Below are 15,760 nucleotides of genomic sequence, written 5' to 3'. Positions count from 1 at the left end.
GAAGTTCCCTGCGGACCCGTCAGTAGGGGCTTGAATAGTCCTATGAATAGCCACGCCATCGCCGCCGGGCATGCCGAGCGGCTCGCCACCGTGGACGCCCTGCTCCCGGAAATGCCTGCACTGGAGCCTGTCGAGGGCTCCGTGTCACTCTCCGCGACAGAAGGCGACTCGGCCGCCGCCGGATTGTCGGTACGGACTGAGGCGGGCCCGGATTCTGTTGACTCTCCGTGGCGAGCGCTCGTCGAACATCGCCTCGAAGCGCGTCTCACCGGACCCCGCCCGGAAGCGGCCCTTGACGCATTACTCACCCGATGGGATGAACATCTGAAGGCGGTCGCCCCACCTGGGGATGTCGAAACCGCGGCGACCGTGGTGCGGCCCAGCCGCGATTCGCCCGGCTCGGCCGAATTGCTGCGCCGCGGATTCGCTCCGGTGCTGGTGATCGCGGTCCGCCCGGCCGACCGGCTGGCCGTGACGGGACCGCCCGCCACTCCCGGAGTGCACATCCGGCCCGCCGAAGCCGATGATCTCGAAACCGCCGTCGGACTCGAGCTGGAATTGCAGCGCTATGACGCGCAGTTCGGTTCGGTCACTTTGCGCGAGGGCGCGGAGGAAGCGATCACCGCGGACCTGTCGAAACAGCTGGAGCGGGAAAACCCGACGCTGTGGATCGCGGAGTTGTACGGGCGTGCGCTGGGCATGGTGCGGGTGCAGTTCCCCGACGAGACCTCATGGATCGGGAACCGGGTCGCGGCCGAGCGGGTCGGCTACCTGTCTTCGCTGGCGGTGGCCGAGCCGGCGCGTTCGAGCGGGGTGGGGTCGGCGCTCGCGGCGCACGCGCACCAGATCTTCGACGAATGCGGGACCGAAGCCGTGCTGCTGCACCACGCGCTGGCCAATCCGCGCTCGACGCCGTTCTGGTACGCGCAGGGCTACCGGCCGCTCTGGACGTACTGGCAGCGGCGACCGGCGGTTCCCTGATCCCGATAGGCTGATCTTCGACGATCAGGGGGTTTTCCGTGACCAGGGAAGATGACGCGGCCCCGGTGGCGCCGACCGGGGTCGACACCGAAAAGCCGTCCGCGGCGAGGATCTACGACTGGTATCTCGGCGGGACCCACAACTGGGCCGTCGACCGCGAGTTCGCCCGCGGGCTGGAACGCCAGTGGCGGTGGGTCAAACCGGGCGCGCGGCACAACCGCGAGTTCATGAACCGTGTCGTGCGCGCGGCGCTGAACGCGGGGATCCGGCAGTTCGTCGATCTGGGTTCCGGCGTCCCGACCGCCGGGAACGTGCATGAGATCGTCGAAGAAGAGCTGGAGCCCGGCGATACGGCGAAGGTCGTGTACGTCGACTACGAGCCGGTGGCAGTGGCGCACGCGGAGCTGATCCTCGAGCGGCACGAGGCGACCGACTGGGCCGGGATCGTGCACGCCGACATGCGGCGGCCGAAGGACGTCCTGCGGCATCCGGAGACGTTGCGGCTGATCGATTTCTCGCAGCCGGTGTGCCTGATGATGATGGCCGTGCTGCATTTCGCCGGACCGCACGACGATCCGCCCGCGCTGGTCGCGACCTATCGGAACGCGCTGGCGCCGGGCAGCTGGCTGGGGCTTTCGCACATGAGCTTCGGCGGCCAGACCGGCGAGGACGCGGACGGGCTGCGCTGGATGGTCGAGCAGTACCGGAAGACGAGCAACCCGGTGTGGATGCGGGACCGCGAGGAGATCGAACCGCTCTTCGGGGAGTGGCCGCTGCTTGAGCCCGGCCTCGTCCACCTGCCCGACTGGCGGCCGGTGCGGGAGCTGCGACGGGACGAACTGGGCGCCCGGCCGTTCGCCTGGTGCGGCGTCTCGGTCCACCCCTGACGTCCGACCTTTGCGCGGTGCGCGTCGCGTTTAGCGGGCTAAACGCGACGCGTTGGGGCGCGGAGGTCGGAGGCGTGAAGTGCGGACGGGGACAAGTGTCGCGAAAGCCACTTTCGGGACACCTGACGTCCCGAAAGTGGCTTTCGCGGCGTCCGATCCACCCGACACATCCGATGTTTCCCGCGTCCGCGTCGCGTTTAGCGGGCTAAACGCGACGCGTTGGGGCGCGAAGGTCGGAGGGTTGGGGTGATCGCTGACGGCGAACAGCGGGAGGAAACAAACGGGTCGATCGGAGAGTTGAGCTAGGCAGACTCAACTAACCGAGGAGTGCACAGATGACCGACAACCGCCTCCTGCCCGTCCTCCCGCTCGATGACGACGTCGTGCTGCCGGGCATGATCGTCCCGCTCGACCTCGCCGACACGGAGACGCGCGCCGCGGTGGAGTCCGCCCAGGCCAACACGCCTGCCCAGGCTTCCTTCCCGGGGATCCGCTCCGGCACCGCCGCCAAGGCCGAGGTGCTGATCGTTCCCCGCGTCCACGGCGAGTACGCCGGACTCGGCACCATCGCGACGGTCGAGCGCATCGGCCGCGTGCCCGGCGGCAAGACCGCGGTACTGCTGCGCGGTACCCGCCGCGCCGTCGTCGGCCGCATCGCCGACGGTCCCGGCGCCGCCCGCTGGGTCCACGCCGAGCCCGCCACCGAGACCACCGACGACAACTCCGCGAAGCTCGCGACCGAGTACAAGAGCGTCGTCCTCGCGATCCTCCAGCAGCGAGGCGGCTGGCAGATGATCGACGCCGTCCAGGAGGTCGAGGACCCGTCCGCGCTCGCCGACCTCGCGGGCAACTCGTCGTACCTGAACACCGAGCAGAAGCTCGAACTGCTGTCCGCGCTCGATGTTTCGGCTCGTCTCGAAAAGGCTCTGGAATGGAGCCGCGAGCAGCTGGCCGAACTCGAGGTCACCGACACCATCCGCAAGGACGTCCAGGAGGGCATGGAGAAGCAGCAGAAGGAATTCCTGCTGCGCCGCCAGCTCGAAGCGATCCGCAAGGAACTGGGCGAACTCGACGGCACCGCCAACGACGACGACTACCGCGCCCGCGTCGAGGCCGCCGAGCTGCCGGACGCGGTCAAGAAGGCCGCACTGTCCGAAGTGGACAAACTGGAGCGGACGTCGGACCAGTCCCCCGAGGGCGGCTGGATCCGCACCTGGCTGGACACCGTCCTCGAACTGCCGTGGAACAACCGCACCACCGACGTCCACGACATCGCCGCCGCGCGCGAGATCCTCGACGCGGATCACGCCGGTCTCGACGACGTGAAGGAACGCATCATCGAGTACTTGGCCGTCCGCAAGCGCCGCGCGGAGTCGGGTCTCGGGCCGGTCGGCGGACGCCGTTCGGGTGCCGTGCTCGCGCTCGCCGGTCCTCCCGGGGTCGGCAAGACCTCGCTCGGCGAGTCCGTGGCGAAGGCGATGGGCCGTGAGTTCGTCCGCGTCGCGCTCGGCGGCATCCGCGACGAGGCCGAGATCCGCGGTCACCGCCGCACCTACGTCGGCGCGCTGCCCGGCCGGATCGTCCGCGCCATCAAGGAAGCGGGCTCGATGAACCCGGTCGTGCTGCTCGACGAGATCGACAAGGTCGGCGCCGACTACCGCGGCGACCCGACGGCGGCGCTGCTGGAGGTGCTGGACCCGGAGCAGAACCACACGTTCCGCGACCACTACCTCGAGGTCGAGCTGGACCTGTCCGACGTCGTGTTCCTCGCGACGGCGAACGCGCTCGAGACCATCCCCGGCCCGCTGCTGGACCGGATGGAGCTGGTCACCCTCGACGGCTACACCGAGCACGAGAAGGTCACCATCGCCCGCGACCACCTGCTCCCCCGCGAGCTGGACCGCGCGGGCCTCGGCAAGGACGACGTCACGCTGACCGACGACGCGTTCAGCCGCATCGCCGCCGAGTACACGCGGGAAGCCGGGGTGCGCAACGCGAACCGGACCATCGCGAAGGTGCTGCGGAAGGTGGCGACCAAGGTCGCGCTGGACGAGGCCGAGTTGCCGCTGACGATCGACGCCGACGGGCTCGAGACCTACCTCGGCCGTCCCCGGCACCTGCCGGAGTCTTCGCTGCCCGCGTCGACGCAGCGCACGTCGACCCCCGGCGTGGCGACCGGACTGGCGGTGACCGGCGCCGGCGGTGACGTCCTCTACATCGAGGCGTCGCTGGCGGATCCGGAATCCGGTTCGACCGGGCTGTCGCTGACCGGTCAGCTGGGCGACGTGATGAAGGAGTCGGTACAGATCGCGCTGTCGTACCTGCGTTCGCACGGCGCGGAGCTGGAACTCCCGGTCGGCGACCTGAAGGACCGCGGCATCCACGTGCACGTCCCGGCGGGCGCGGTGCCCAAGGACGGGCCGAGCGCGGGCATCACGATGACGACCGCGCTGGCGTCCCTGCTTTCGGGCCGGGTCGTGCGGTCGGACGTCGCGATGACCGGTGAGGTGTCGCTGACCGGGCGCGTGCTGCCGATCGGCGGGGTCAAGCAGAAGCTGCTGGCCGCGCACCGGGCGGGGATGAAGACGGTGATCATCCCGCAGCGCAACGAGCCGGACCTCGATGACGTCCCGGCCGAAGTGCTGGCCCAGCTGGACGTCCACGCGGTGGCGAACGTCCGTGACGTGCTGGACATCGCGCTGGCCCCGGCGACGGCTCCGGTCGCCCAAGCGGCGTAACGGCGCGAGGCCGAAGCCCCGGATCCTGCCCAGGATCCGGGGCTTTCGGCGTCATCACCGCGATGGCGGATGCGCTCCACTCGACCGGATACTCCTCGCCATCGACATCGCCGAACAACGCGGCGACACCGCTCCGCACAGCGAGGGAAATAAGGCCTGGTGAAGGGTCCCTACGAAAGTTCTCTCCCACCGGTGAATACGCCGCGAATTCACCTGGAAGTCCCGTTCCGCCCGTACTCTCCGATCCGCTCCTTCCCGCACCACCACATCAGCGGATGTCTCGGAGGCACGAGTGAAGCGACGGAATTTCCTGCGCGCGGCCGTGGTCGGCGCCGGCGTCACGGCGTTCGGAAACAGGCTTTCGGGGACGGCACTGGCCGCTCCCGCGCAGAACGGTCCCAGCCCGTACGGCGCGCTCCAGGCCGCCGACGCGAACGGGATCCAGCTGCCGGCGGGATTCACCAGCCGCGTCATCGCGCGCTCCGGCCAGCAGGTCGCGAGCACCGGTTACACCTGGCACAGCGCGCCGGACGGCGGCGCTGTGTTCGCCGACGGCAGCGGCTGGATCTACGTGTCGAACTCGGAGATCACCCCCGGCGGAGGCGCGAGCGCGGTCAAATTCGACGCGAGCGGGAACATCACCGGCGCCCACCGCGTGCTGGCGAACACCCGGCAGAACTGCGCGGGCGGCAAGACCCCTTGGAACACTTGGCTTTCCTGTGAGGAGGTCGACCTCGGGTTCGTCTACGAGTGTCAGCCGAACGGACCGGCCACGGCCGCCGTCCAACGGCCCGCGATGGGGAAGTTCAAGCACGAGGCCGCCGCGGCCGACCCGGTGCGCAAGGTCGTCTACCTGACCGAGGACACCTCGGACGGCTGCCTCTACCGGTTCGTCCCGACGACCTGGGGCAACCTCTCCGCCGGAACGCTGCAGGTGCTGAAGGCGGGCACGGCGACTTCGGGCGGCTTCACCTGGGCGAACGTGCCCGACCCGGACGGCTCGCCGACGGCCACGCGCAACCAGGTCTCCGGCGCGAAGCGGTTCAACGGTGGCGAAGGACTGCACTACGCCAACGACACCGCGTGGTTCACCACCAAGGGCGACAACCGCGTCTGGCAACTGAACCTGACCACCAGCACCTACGAACTCGCCTACGACGATTCGCTGGTGAGCCCCGGTTCGGCGCCGCTGACCGGCGTCGACAACGTCACCGGGACCTCGTCGGGCGATCTGTTCGTCGCCGAAGACGGCGGGAACATGGAGATCTGCATCATCACGCCGAACGACATCGTGGCGCCGTTCCTGCGGATCGGCGGCCAGAGCTCGTCGGAGATCTGCGGCCCCGCGTTCACCCCGGCCGGGAACCGGCTGTACTTCTCGTCGCAGCGCGGCACTTCCGGGTCTTCGTCCGGTGGGATCACCTACGAGGTGACCGGGCCGTTCCGCTCCTGAAACACGCGTACGGGGCGCCTGGATCCAGGCGCCCCGTACGGCTTCAGGCGTTGGTGCGGTTCTTTTCGCGGACGCGGCTGACGACGAAGAGGATCACCGCGACCGCGACGGCCGCGATCACGAAGTACTGGAAGAACCCGGCGTACTCCTCGACCAGGTGCCAGTTCTCGCCGAGGGCATAGCCCGCCAGGACGAACACCGTGTTCCAGATCAGGCTGCCCAGCGTCGTCAGGGCCAAAAAGCGCCAGAACGGCATGCGCTCGATCCCGGCGGGCAGGGAGATGAGGCTGCGGAAGATCGGCACCATCCGGCCGAAGAACACCGCCTTGGTGCCGTGCTTCTGGAACCAGGCCTCCGTCTTGTCGAAGTCCGCGGCCTTGACCAGCGGGATCTTCGCCATCCAGCGGCGCGTGCGGTCGCGGCCGAGCAACTGGCCGAGGTAGTAAACGATGATCGCGCCGGCGACCGACCCGAAGGTCGTCCACACCAGCGCTTCCACCAGGGTGAACGTCCCCTGGCTGGCGGAGAACCCGGCGAGCGGCAGCACCAGCTCGCTGGGGATCGGCGGGAACAGGTTGTCCAGCCCGACGATGATCGCGGCTCCCGGACCTCCCAATGAGTCCATCAGCGATACCGCCCAGCCGGCGAGGCCGCCCATCGGTTCGCTGGCGGCTTGGGCGAGGAGGAGGTTCATGGCGGCCTTTCGTGGTCGTCTTCGGTTTCAACGAACGTACGAATTGCCCGGGTTCCGCACCCTGCGGTGAAGCGGCACAGATCACTGCGGAAAACCTCAGTACCGATCTCCGGATACCCCGCTAGCCTGGCGTTATGCCTGTTCCGGCCGCCACGCGCCGCTACCTGCGCAAGATGCTCCGCGGCACGCTGGGCCTGGCCATCGGCTCCGCGACGGCGTTCGCCGAGTTCTTCTACGTCCTCTTCGGCGGCATCGCGCTCGCGATCCCCTCGCTGCGGAGGCCTGTCTTCGCCGGTGCCCGCGTTCTGTCCGAAGTGGAGCGACGGCGGCTGGAGAGGTACCTCGGCGCCGAGAACGCGACCGACTACACCGGACGCCGCGCGATGACCTACCTCGTCCCGCGGTGCGTCGTCGGCCTGCTCGGCGCCGGGGTCTTCGCCCTGATCCTCTGGGGCGCCCTCTCCGGCGCGATCATCGTCGTCCAGCTGTTCAACGGCGAGTCACCCGGCGGCGGCGCGCCCTCGACCTGGTACGACTTCATCACCATCGGCCTCTTCGGTGCCCTGCTCCTCTTCCTCGCCCTGCAAGGACTCGTCGGGATCGCGACGCTGGAACGCAAGCTGGCGAGGCACTTTTTCGGGCCCAGCAAGAAAGAGCAACTGCGCCGCCGGGTTTCCGAACTGGCGACGAGCCGCGCCGAAGTGGTCGAAGCGGTCAACGGCGAGCGCCGCCGGATCGAACGGGACCTGCACGACGGCGTCCAGCAGCGGCTCGTCGCGCTCGGGATGCTGCTCGGCCGGGCGCGGCGTACCGGCGATCCGGACCACTCGTCGGAGCTGCTCCGGCAGGCGCACGAGGAGTCCCAGCGCGCCCTCGAAGACCTGCGCGAGGTCTCGTGGCGGGTGTATCCGATCGCATTGGACTCCGACGGGCTGCACCCCGCGCTGGAGGCGCTCGCGGAACGCTCAGGCGTACCGGTCCACCTGCGCGTCGACCTGCCGGAACGGCCACCCGCGGCCATCGAGACCGTCGTCTACTTCGTCGCGTCCGAGGCGGTCACCAATACGATCAAGCACGCCGCGGCGACGCGGATCGACATCGAGGCCGGGCGGGACGGGGACAGGGTGCGAGTACGGATCACCGACGACGGCGCGGGCGGGGCGCGAGAGTCCGGCGGCGGCCTTTCCGGCCTCGCGCGGCGGGTGGCGGCGGCGGACGGGGAGTTCACCGTGACCAGCCCGCCCGGCGGTCCGACCGTGGTGACGGCGGTGCTGCCGTGCGAGTGATCCTCGCCGAGGACTCGACCCTGCTGCGCGAGGGGCTGGTCCGGCTGCTGATCGAAGAGGGGCACGACGTCGTGGCGTCGGTCGGCGACGGCGAAGCGCTTCTCTCGACGACCGCCGCCTATCAGCCGGACGTGATCGTCACCGACGTCCGCATGCCACCGACGCATACCGACGAGGGCCTCCGCGCGGCGCTCGAGATCCGGAAACGCTGGCCGGACATCGGGGTGCTGGTGCTCTCGCAGTACGTCGAGAAGCGCTACGCCGCCGAGCTGATCACCGGTGACGGCGAACGCGTCGGCTATCTCCTGAAGGACAGGGTCGCCCAGGTGGGCGAATTCCTGGACGCGCTCGACCGGGTCGCCGCGGGCGGGGCGGCGTTCGATCCGGAGGTGGTCCGGCGGCTGCTGGCGAGGACCACGCACACCGATCCGCTCGCGAAGCTGACCGCCCGCGAGCGCGAAGTGCTGGAGAAAATGGCGCAGGGCCACACGAACGCCGGGATCGCCGAGTCGCTGTACGTGTCGCAGAGCGCCGTCGAGAAGCACGTGAACGCTCTCTTCGACAAGCTCGGCTTGACCAACACCGCCGGCTACAGCCGCCGTGTCCTGGCCATCCTGCGCTACCTGGGTTCCTGACCCCCGATTTGACAGGCAAGTGACGACTTGCCTATAACGGGGACGTGGACGACGACCTGTTCAAGGCGATCGGCGACCCGACGCGGCGAACCATCCTGGACGAGCTGACCGAGAAAGACGGTCAGACGCTGTTCGAGCTCTGCGGACGGCTGACCATGAAACACGGTCTTTCCTCGTCGAGGCAGGCCATCTCGCAGCATCTCGCGATGCTCGAACAGGCCGGTCTGGTGCACACCCGGCGGCAGGGCCGCTACAAGTTCCACCACCTCGACACGAGCCCGCTGCGCTCGATCGCCGAGCGGTGGCCCATCGACCGAGAGGAACCGAACCCGTGATCCGCATCAACATCACCAGCGTTTTCGTCGACGACCAGGCCAAGGCGCTCGCCTTCTACACCGAGAAACTGGGGTTCATCAAGAAGCACGACGTGCCCACCGGCGACGCCCGCTGGCTCACCGTGGTCTCCCCCGCGAATCCCGACGGCGTCGAGCTCCTGCTGGAACCGGACGGCCACCCCGCGGCGAAGCCGTTCAAGAACGCTCTCGTGGGCGACGGGATCCCGTTCACCCAGTTCGCCGTCGACGACGTGTTCGCCGAGGTCGAGCGGCTCAAGGGGCTGGGCGTCGAGTTCACCCAGGACGCCGTCGACCTGGGCCCGGTGGTCACCGCCGTCTTCGACGACACCTGCGGCAACCTGATCCAGCTCGCCACGATGAAGTAGTTCCCGCACGGGGCTCGGTTCACTGTGGACCGAGCCCCGGCGTCGTTTTTCCTTACCGCTGCACCCATTCCACGAGTTCCACGGGTACGCCGTTCGGGTCGGTGACCATGAAGAGACGCTCTCCCCACGGCTCTTCCCTCAGCGGCAACGTGATCTCGACACCCTCTTCGCGGAGACGCTTCTCCTCGGCTTCGAGATTCTCGACCGTGAAGGCCACGATCACTCCGGACGCGCGCTGCTGCCGCAGATCCTCCGGCAGCACCTCGATCCCCGCCTGGAGCAGGACGATGGCCAGCTTCGCGCTTTCATGCCCGAGAGACACGAAACCTTCCGCGGCCATCTGCTCCGTGAAGCCGAAGTGCTCGATGAAGAAGCGGCTGGAAGCGGCGACGTCGTCGACGGTCAGCGAGACGGTGGAAGCAAGAACGTTCATGGGCTGTCCCCTTCGGTCGGCAGTGCGTTTCGGATGAGCTGATCGGTCAGTACGACCGGCGGCGCGGGACGCCGATCGAGCGGCGCACCGGCGTCGAGCGACCGGGGAACGGCTGCTGATGGCGGCGGTCGCCCCGGCGGACCTGGGCGCGGTCGATGCCTTCGTTGCCTTGGGGGATTCGAGCGGTCAAGGAGCCTCTTCTCTCTCAGTCAGTAGTACGGACGTAAGTTTACATCCGACCTACCGTAAGTCAAGGATATTTTTACGACGGTGGTAAACTTCGCCCATGACCAGCACGGATGTGGGTTTGCGAGAGCTCAAGAAGCAGGAGACGCGGCAGCTGATCTCCGACCAGGCGACGCAGCTCTTCATCGAGAAGGGCTTCGAGGAGACGACGATCGCCGAGATCGCCGCGGCGGCGAGGGTCGCGAAGAAGACCGTCACCAACTACTTCGCGCGCAAGGAAGACCTGGCGCTGGACCAGCACGAGGAGTTCACGAACGGGCTGGCGAACGCCGTCCGTGCCAGGAAGACGGGTGAGTCGGCGCTGGCCGCGCTACGGCGCACCTTCCTGGACGCGGTGGCGGCGCATTCGCCCGTGATCGGTTTCACCGGGCCGGTCTTCGCGAAAATGGTGCTGGAGAGCCCGACCCTGACCGCACGTCTGCGCGAACTGCACGAGCTCCGGGAAGAGGCGCTCGCCGACCTGCTCGCGACCGAGACCGGAGCCGACGCGGACGACGTCACCCCGATCATGGCGGCCGCCGAACTCAACGCGATCGACCGCGTCCTGTTCCGCGACGTCCTCCGGCGGTCACACGCGGGCGAAAGCAACGACGAGATCGCGGCGGCACTGACGAAGGCGACCCAGCGAGCCTTTGAGCTGCTGGAACCCGCCTTCGGTGACTACGCGATCCGCGAGTAGCTCACCGGTTCCGTCCCGCCATCACCACCGCGACGATGACGGCCCCGACGAAGACGATCGCCAGCAGCAGGATGAGCAGGTGCCACGGTTGGATCGCGAACACGTTGTCCCCCTTCGGTCTGAGGGGCATCCTAGGGGTCTTGTCGGGGGGACCCGCTAGGTTCGCCCCATGTCTGAGGGGACTTCGTTCGACGTCATCCACTGCGAGGGCTGGGATCCGGTCGCCCGCGCACTGGTCGGCAGGCTCGCCCCCGGCACCGCCCGGGAACGGGACGCCACCGGCGAGCAGTACGCCGTCGCACTGGTGCGTCCAGGCACCGAGATTCCGCCGGTGCTGCTCGAAATCGCCTGGCAGCACCGCTTCGCCCGCTGCCATCACATCGACGAACAGGGCAGGCGCCGCGCTTCGTTCGAGTATCGCCTGCTCGAAGACGGCGCCCTGTTCCTGATGAAAGTCGAGCAGTGGCACTACAAATCCGATGACCAGGAGGAGTTCGACAAGAAGACCGCCGGCCGGACGGAGCTGTCCTTCGGCCCCGACGGCGAGGGGTGGGTGCACCGGGCTCCCCGCGGCTACGGCGGCGGTTCCAGCAGTGGCCACGTACGGAAGCCGGTGTCCGAGCTGACCATGCCGAAGCCCGCCTTCGGCGACTGGGAACCGCTCGCGAACTCGGGGCCGCTGTTCCTCCGGACCCCGGACGCTCCCGAGACCGATCCTCCGATGCCCGCCGAAGAGCGTCCCTGGCGCCCTTCCGTTCCCCTGCGCCCTTCCGACCTGGACGGGATGTTCACCGCGGGTACACGCTTTTCGTTGAGCGACAGCCGAAGTCTCGTCGAAATCGAACTTCGGGACGCCGGGGAACTCCGGATGCCCAGCGGCAGGCTGGTCGCCTCGGATCCGGCCTTCCTGGATGCGGAAGCCGGGCATTTCACGGTCACCGTGCCGCCCGGGGCGTACCGGGTCGAGCTCGCCATGATCCGGTTCGTCGACGAACCGGCCCACGAACGGGCCGCCGCCGCCAAACTCGTCGTCGCCGACGTTCCGGCGGTCACCTGGGAGGCCGCGCTCTGGCCGGGGCAGGACGCGCTCTTTCTCGGGGACGGGGAGTTCTACGGCTACGGCGTGGACAGCGGCACAGGCTGTTTCGCCGATGTCACGGCACTTCCCGAAGAGATGGACGACGAACTCCTGGAGAAGTTCACCGAGGTGGATCCCTTCTGCGAAGTGACTCCCGCCGGAGCAGACGGGAACATCATCGCGTTCACCACCGGCTGGGGTGACGGGAGCTATCCGACCTGGATCGGCCGGGCGGCCGACGGCACCCCGGTCTGCTTCGTCACCGACATGCTGATCCTCAACGACGCTCGGATATCGACAGCTTGAGCGAGCATCATGGCTCCATGGCCTTCACAGACGAAGAGATCGCGTACCTGCGTTCGCAACCCGTGGCCCGCTTCGCGACCCTGTCGGAAGACGGCGAACAGCCCGACGTCGTCCCGCTGGCGTTCGAGTTCGACGGCACGCACTTCTGGGTCGGCGGCGGGGGCGAGTCGGTCCTCGCGACCCGAAAGTTCCGCAACATCCAAGCGGGACAACGCAAAGTCGCCTTGGTCATCGACGACCTCGTCTCGCTCGACCCCTTCATCGCGCGCGGCATCCGGATCTACGGCGAGGCCGCCGATCCTGTCGACCGCGTGGGAATGGTGGGTCCGGGGATCTACGCACGCGTCACGCCGACGGTGTCGTGGAGCTGGAACCTGGCGGGCGAACCCGTTGGCGAGGCCTGGTACGAATCGAGGCGCGCGGTTCACGGCGACGCGTAAGGAGCACGTCCCGTGCGGTCCCGCCGATCTCCTGATGAGCCGGCTTCCGCCCGATCGTGCCGACAGCCGCTCCGTCGGCGGTGATCACAAAAAGGAAGCCCGCCCCTCCGCGTGACGGCCCTGCTGCCAGGCCAGGGCGGCGGCTCGGTCATGGGTCCATTCTTGTCGGGGGGCGGCGGTACGGTCGGGCTCATGCGGGAGCTGATCGTCACGGAGAACAGCACCATCGACGGCGTGATCGAACTGGCGGGCGACTGGTTCAGCCCGGGCGACACCGACCTCTCGGACGTCATGGCCGCCCTCCGCGAACAACGTGAACGAGCGGACGCGTTCCTCGTCGGGCGCGTCACCTTCGAAGACCTGCGCGGCTACTGGCCGAAGCAGACCGAGGACAAGACGGGGATCTCCGCGTACCTCGACTCGGTGAGCAAGTACGTGGTCTCCAGCACGCTGATGGAGCCGGCGTGGGAGAACACGACGGTCCTCTCCGGCGACCTGCGCACGGAGATCGAGAGGCTGAAGGGAGCCGAGGGCAAGGACATCGTGACGACCGGGAGCATCTCGCTGGTGCGGGCGCTCATCGCCGAGGGCCTCGTCGACGAGTACCGGCTGTTCGTCTACCCCGTCGTGGTCGGGGAAGGCCGTCGGCTGTTCGAGGGCGCCACCGGAGTCCCGGAACTTCGCCTGGTGGAGGAGCGGACGTTCACCTCAGGGATCGTGCTGCTGCGCTACCGGGCTCGGTAGGGTCGTATTCCGGCGTAGCGGCGGGAGAACGACGGAGGTGGCGGTCATGGTCGACGCGTCGAAGTTCACGGCCGAGGTGTTCGGCCGTGCGGCGGCCAGGCCCGACGTCCCGCCACGCCTGGCTCGGGCGGCCGACTGCGTCCGGGAAGGCAAGTTCAGCTGGGAAGAGGTCGCCTCCGGGAACTGCGAGCACCCGCTCGCGCAGGCGCTGTTCGCGCCGAGGGCCCAGGAGAAGCTGTGGCCGCTGCTGGCCGAGGTCGCCGCGGAACTGGAGTCGGCGCCCGCTCCGGCGGCCCCGCCCCGGCGCGCGCGACGAGCACCCGCGACGGACGACGACTTCAGCGAGCACACCTACCTCGAAGACCTGGCCGAACCGAACACGCATCCGGCTTGGCCGCAGAAGCGGGGTCGTGGCCGGTAGCGCCTACGGCTCCGGCGGGATCGTTATCCAGAACCGATCCTCCCCGTCGACGCGGCCGTCCGGCTCACCGCCGTTGGCCAGGATGACCCGCCGGGAAGCCGTGTTGCCGGCGTCACAGGTGAGCAGAACCCGGTGCAGGCCGAGGCGGCGGCATTCAGCGAGCCCCGCGCCGAGCATCCGGGTGCCGTGCCCCTGCCCCCGCCACGGAGTCGCGATGCCGTACCCGAGGTGGCCCCCGGTTTCGGTCAGCGCCGGGGTCAGCTCGTGACGGATTACGAGCTCCCCCAGGTAATGCGGGCCGGAGACGTACCAGAGAACGGTGGTGGGAACGCCCCAGAGCTGTCGCACTCCCCGCCGTTCGGCGACGAACCGCTCGAAGTCCGCGGTGGCGCGCTCCAGCAGCTCCGTCGAACCGCCGTCGGCCAGGCGATCCGCCAGCTCACCGTCCAGCCAGGACCGGCGCACCGTCGTCTTCGGCTGCATGAGCCGTGGCGGTTCGGGCAGTCGCATCTCCCCAGCGTACGAACAAGAGCGGCCCCGTGACTGGGTCACAGGGCCGCTCTGGTGTGGCGAGTGAGGGATTCGAACCCCCGAAGGCGTAGCCGTCTGATTTACAGTCAGATCCCTTTGGCCGCTCGGGCAACTCGCCGTGGCCGGGCAAGCCCGGTCGAGACGAAAGAATACCCAATGCCATGGCGGGCCGGTCAACCGGGTTCCGCAGGGCTAGGGTGGAAGCTCCTGACAAGCGAGTACGAGGTGTGAGAACACGTGGCGGATCCCTCTTTCGACGTGGTGAGCAAGGTCGATCGCCAGGAGGTGGACAACGCCCTCAACCAGGCCAGCAAGGAACTCGGTACACGGTTCGACTTCCGGGGTACCGGGACCAAGATCGACTGGTCCGGCGAGGAGGCGATCGCGATCGAGTCGGAGACCGAAGAGCGGGCGCTGGCGGCGGTCGAGGTGTTCAAGGAGAAGCTGATCAAGCGCGGCATCTCCCTGAAGGCCTTCGAGGCGGACGAGCCGGCGTTGTCCGGCAAGATCTACAAGATCGGCGGCAAGATCCTGCAGGGGATCGCGTCGGACAAGGCGAAGCAGATCGCCAAGTTCATCCGCGACGAAGGCCCCAAGGGTGTCCAGGCGCAGATCCAGGGCGACCAGCTGCGGGTGTCCGGCAAGAAGAAGGACCAGCTGCAGGACGTGATCGCCTTGCTCAAGGGCAAGGACTTCGAGATCGCGCTGCAGTTCACGAACTACCGCTGACAGCGGCATCGACAAGGCCACCTTCGGAAGCACCGAAGGTGGCCTTCGTCATACCTAAGACGCGGTGACCGTCCAGGTCCCGTCGCCTTCGAGCGAGACGTACGCGGGGCCGGGCACGGGCACGCTGCCCTTGTAGTCGCCGAGCTGGTTCACGGGGAGATCCGAGTAGTCGCCGCCGTGCACCCACACCGCGGTGTTGCCGTTGCCCTTGGTGGTGACGGCGACCGACGAGACGGCCTCGGGCACGAAGAAGACCACGTCGCGCTTGCCCGAGAGGGCCTTGCCCGGCTCCAGTACGGGCAGGCCGCTTTCGTCGGTGATGGTCAGCGTCCAGGCGGCGTTGGCCTTGATGGTGAACGTCTTCGCCTGGTAGCCGGGCATGTCGTTGATCCACTGCGTGCCCTTGTAGGGCCCGGCGTCGTTGACGATCAGCTCGTGCTCGGTGTTGACCGCGACGTGCCCGGAGCACTTCGGACAGTCGAAGGTCACGAAGCCGAGGCGCATCGGCCAGGTCGTGGGGACCGACGCGTTGCCCTTGCCCGAATGCTTCTCCACCGGCTGGGGGCCGGGTGGCGGGGTGGTGGTGGACGTCGGCGGCGGCGTGGGAGTCGCCGAAGGTGAGCGCAGCCCGTCCGACGCGGCCCGCGCGACGACGCGGCCCGTGTTCGGCGGCGAGCAGGCCAGCAGGCCCGCGGTCAGCAGCACGGCACTCGCGGCCGCGCACAAGCGCCTGATCACGTACATCCCCCTAGATGGTC

General features: G+C 68.4%; 19 protein-coding genes and 1 tRNA gene. 14 read left to right on the top strand and 6 right to left on the bottom strand.

Features of this window, described 5'->3' with window-relative positions; all coding sequences use genetic code 11:
* Nucleotides 1–42 precede the first annotated feature (42 nt).
* The 4 genes from BKN51_RS37730 to BKN51_RS37715 all read left to right on the top strand — a co-directional run bounded on the left by BKN51_RS37730 (nucleotide 43) and on the right by BKN51_RS37715 (nucleotide 6,059).
* Nucleotides 43–981 carry a GNAT family N-acetyltransferase gene (locus BKN51_RS37730; RefSeq protein WP_101612126.1) on the top strand — a complete coding sequence of 313 codons (939 nt, stop codon included), beginning with the start codon at nucleotides 43–45 and terminating at the stop codon, nucleotides 979–981.
* A 38-nt stretch (nucleotides 982–1,019) separates the two neighbouring features.
* Nucleotides 1,020–1,868 carry an SAM-dependent methyltransferase gene (locus BKN51_RS37725; protein WP_101612125.1) on the top strand — a complete coding sequence of 283 codons (849 nt, stop codon included), beginning with the start codon at nucleotides 1,020–1,022 and terminating at the stop codon, nucleotides 1,866–1,868.
* A 335-nt stretch (nucleotides 1,869–2,203) separates the two neighbouring features.
* Nucleotides 2,204–4,606: an endopeptidase La gene (gene lon, locus BKN51_RS37720; protein ID WP_101612124.1), complete on the top strand. Its 2,403-nt coding sequence runs from the start codon at nucleotides 2,204–2,206 to the stop codon at nucleotides 4,604–4,606.
* 292 nt (nucleotides 4,607–4,898) lie between these two features.
* On the top strand, nucleotides 4,899–6,059 hold the full coding sequence (locus tag BKN51_RS37715) for an alkaline phosphatase PhoX (RefSeq protein WP_101612123.1): 1,161 nt from the start codon (nucleotides 4,899–4,901) through the stop codon (nucleotides 6,057–6,059).
* Between the two features lie 43 nt (nucleotides 6,060–6,102).
* Here the strand turns inward: BKN51_RS37715 and BKN51_RS37710 are convergent, their stop codons facing one another.
* Nucleotides 6,103–6,753 (bottom strand): DedA family protein, encoded by a 651-nt coding sequence (locus BKN51_RS37710; protein WP_101612122.1) that lies wholly within the window; start codon nucleotides 6,751–6,753, stop codon nucleotides 6,103–6,105.
* A gap of 134 nt (nucleotides 6,754–6,887) precedes the next feature.
* Here BKN51_RS37710 and BKN51_RS37705 point away from each other — a divergent pair, with 134 nt between their 5' ends.
* From BKN51_RS37705 to BKN51_RS37690, 4 genes are read left to right on the top strand one after another with little or no spacing between them, the layout of a single operon-like run.
* Nucleotides 6,888–8,039, top strand: coding sequence for a sensor histidine kinase (locus BKN51_RS37705; RefSeq protein ID WP_101612121.1), 1,152 nt, complete (start codon nucleotides 6,888–6,890; stop codon nucleotides 8,037–8,039).
* Nucleotides 8,030–8,674, top strand: coding sequence for a response regulator transcription factor (locus tag BKN51_RS37700; protein WP_101612120.1), 645 nt, complete (start codon nucleotides 8,030–8,032; stop codon nucleotides 8,672–8,674). The genes BKN51_RS37705 and BKN51_RS37700 overlap by 10 nt, the downstream gene beginning before the upstream one ends.
* A 44-nt stretch (nucleotides 8,675–8,718) precedes the next feature.
* Nucleotides 8,719–9,009: an ArsR/SmtB family transcription factor gene (locus BKN51_RS37695; protein ID WP_101612119.1), complete on the top strand. Its 291-nt coding sequence runs from the start codon at nucleotides 8,719–8,721 to the stop codon at nucleotides 9,007–9,009.
* The gene (locus BKN51_RS37690; RefSeq protein ID WP_101612118.1) at nucleotides 9,006–9,395 is read left to right on the top strand and encodes a VOC family protein; all 390 of its coding nucleotides are present in this window, start codon (nucleotides 9,006–9,008) and stop codon (nucleotides 9,393–9,395) included. The genes BKN51_RS37695 and BKN51_RS37690 overlap by 4 nt, the downstream gene beginning before the upstream one ends.
* 52 nt (nucleotides 9,396–9,447) lie before the next feature.
* On the opposite strand, the gene BKN51_RS37685 is transcribed toward BKN51_RS37690, so the two are convergent.
* Both BKN51_RS37685 and BKN51_RS43400 read right to left on the bottom strand, forming a co-directional pair.
* A complete protein-coding gene (locus BKN51_RS37685) occupies nucleotides 9,448–9,828 on the bottom strand; it encodes a VOC family protein (RefSeq protein WP_101612117.1) in 381 nt (126 codons plus the stop codon).
* Between the two features lie 46 nt (nucleotides 9,829–9,874).
* The gene (locus tag BKN51_RS43400) at nucleotides 9,875–10,018 is read right to left on the bottom strand and encodes a hypothetical protein (RefSeq protein WP_158255751.1); all 144 of its coding nucleotides are present in this window, start codon (nucleotides 10,016–10,018) and stop codon (nucleotides 9,875–9,877) included.
* Between the two features lie 96 nt (nucleotides 10,019–10,114).
* On the opposite strand from BKN51_RS43400, the gene BKN51_RS37680 reads away from it, so the two are divergent.
* The 5 genes from BKN51_RS37680 to BKN51_RS37660 all read left to right on the top strand — a co-directional run bounded on the left by BKN51_RS37680 (nucleotide 10,115) and on the right by BKN51_RS37660 (nucleotide 13,742).
* Nucleotides 10,115–10,753 (top strand): TetR/AcrR family transcriptional regulator, encoded by a 639-nt coding sequence (locus BKN51_RS37680; RefSeq protein WP_101612116.1) that lies wholly within the window; start codon nucleotides 10,115–10,117, stop codon nucleotides 10,751–10,753.
* 169 nt (nucleotides 10,754–10,922) lie between these two features.
* On the top strand, nucleotides 10,923–12,137 hold the full coding sequence (locus BKN51_RS43765; RefSeq protein ID WP_101612115.1) for a DUF4241 domain-containing protein: 1,215 nt from the start codon (nucleotides 10,923–10,925) through the stop codon (nucleotides 12,135–12,137).
* A gap of 17 nt (nucleotides 12,138–12,154) precedes the next feature.
* The gene (locus BKN51_RS37670; RefSeq protein WP_101612114.1) at nucleotides 12,155–12,577 is read left to right on the top strand and encodes a PPOX class F420-dependent oxidoreductase; all 423 of its coding nucleotides are present in this window, start codon (nucleotides 12,155–12,157) and stop codon (nucleotides 12,575–12,577) included.
* 192 nt (nucleotides 12,578–12,769) lie between these two features.
* Nucleotides 12,770–13,321, top strand: a complete 552-nt coding sequence (locus BKN51_RS37665) for a dihydrofolate reductase family protein (protein ID WP_101612113.1) — start codon at nucleotides 12,770–12,772, stop codon at nucleotides 13,319–13,321.
* A 46-nt stretch (nucleotides 13,322–13,367) separates the two neighbouring features.
* Nucleotides 13,368–13,742, top strand: coding sequence for a hypothetical protein (locus BKN51_RS37660; protein ID WP_101613695.1), 375 nt, complete (start codon nucleotides 13,368–13,370; stop codon nucleotides 13,740–13,742).
* Nucleotides 13,743–13,745: 3 nt separating this feature from the next.
* Here the strand turns inward: BKN51_RS37660 and BKN51_RS37655 are convergent, their stop codons facing one another.
* A complete protein-coding gene (locus tag BKN51_RS37655) occupies nucleotides 13,746–14,252 on the bottom strand; it encodes a GNAT family N-acetyltransferase (RefSeq protein ID WP_101612112.1) in 507 nt (168 codons plus the stop codon).
* Nucleotides 14,253–14,309: 57 nt separating this feature from the next.
* Nucleotides 14,310–14,391: transfer RNA gene (locus tag BKN51_RS37650), tRNA-Tyr, on the bottom strand.
* 119 nt (nucleotides 14,392–14,510) lie between these two features.
* Between BKN51_RS37650 and BKN51_RS37645 the strand changes: the two genes are divergently transcribed.
* A complete protein-coding gene (locus BKN51_RS37645) occupies nucleotides 14,511–15,002 on the top strand; it encodes a YajQ family cyclic di-GMP-binding protein (RefSeq protein ID WP_007030975.1) in 492 nt (163 codons plus the stop codon).
* Between the two features lie 54 nt (nucleotides 15,003–15,056).
* On the opposite strand, the gene BKN51_RS37640 is transcribed toward BKN51_RS37645, so the two are convergent.
* Nucleotides 15,057–15,746: a hypothetical protein gene (locus BKN51_RS37640; protein WP_233223085.1), complete on the bottom strand. Its 690-nt coding sequence runs from the start codon at nucleotides 15,744–15,746 to the stop codon at nucleotides 15,057–15,059.
* Between the last annotated feature and the right edge of the window lie 14 nt (nucleotides 15,747–15,760).

The sequence above is a fragment of the Amycolatopsis sp. BJA-103 genome (assembly GCF_002849735.1).
In the GTDB taxonomy this organism is placed as follows: domain Bacteria; phylum Actinomycetota; class Actinomycetes; order Mycobacteriales; family Pseudonocardiaceae; genus Amycolatopsis.
Note: the sequence above shows the minus strand (reverse complement) of the source record. Positions and strands in the feature narration are given on the sequence as shown.

Bases quoted from the DNA above. Each gene is read 5' to 3' on its own strand.
- BKN51_RS37665 (WP_101612113.1), top strand. From the start codon at position 12,770: ATGCGGGAGCTGATCGTCACGGAGAACAGCACCATCGACGGCGTGATC.
- BKN51_RS37730 (WP_101612126.1), top strand. From the start codon at position 43: ATGAATAGCCACGCCATCGCCGCCGGGCATGCCGAGCGGCTCGCCACC.
- BKN51_RS37655 (WP_101612112.1), bottom strand. From the start codon at position 14,252: ATGCGACTGCCCGAACCGCCACGGCTCATGCAGCCGAAGACGACGGTG.
- BKN51_RS37660 (WP_101613695.1), top strand. From the start codon at position 13,368: ATGGTCGACGCGTCGAAGTTCACGGCCGAGGTGTTCGGCCGTGCGGCG.
- BKN51_RS37710 (WP_101612122.1), bottom strand. From the start codon at position 6,753: ATGAACCTCCTCCTCGCCCAAGCCGCCAGCGAACCGATGGGCGGCCTC.
- BKN51_RS37705 (WP_101612121.1), top strand. From the start codon at position 6,888: ATGCCTGTTCCGGCCGCCACGCGCCGCTACCTGCGCAAGATGCTCCGC.
- BKN51_RS43765 (WP_101612115.1), top strand. From the start codon at position 10,923: ATGTCTGAGGGGACTTCGTTCGACGTCATCCACTGCGAGGGCTGGGAT.
- BKN51_RS37670 (WP_101612114.1), top strand. From the start codon at position 12,155: ATGGCCTTCACAGACGAAGAGATCGCGTACCTGCGTTCGCAACCCGTG.
- BKN51_RS37640 (WP_233223085.1), bottom strand. From the start codon at position 15,746: ATGTACGTGATCAGGCGCTTGTGCGCGGCCGCGAGTGCCGTGCTGCTG.
- BKN51_RS37685 (WP_101612117.1), bottom strand. From the start codon at position 9,828: ATGAACGTTCTTGCTTCCACCGTCTCGCTGACCGTCGACGACGTCGCC.
- BKN51_RS37680 (WP_101612116.1), top strand. From the start codon at position 10,115: ATGACCAGCACGGATGTGGGTTTGCGAGAGCTCAAGAAGCAGGAGACG.
- lon (WP_101612124.1), top strand. From the start codon at position 2,204: ATGACCGACAACCGCCTCCTGCCCGTCCTCCCGCTCGATGACGACGTC.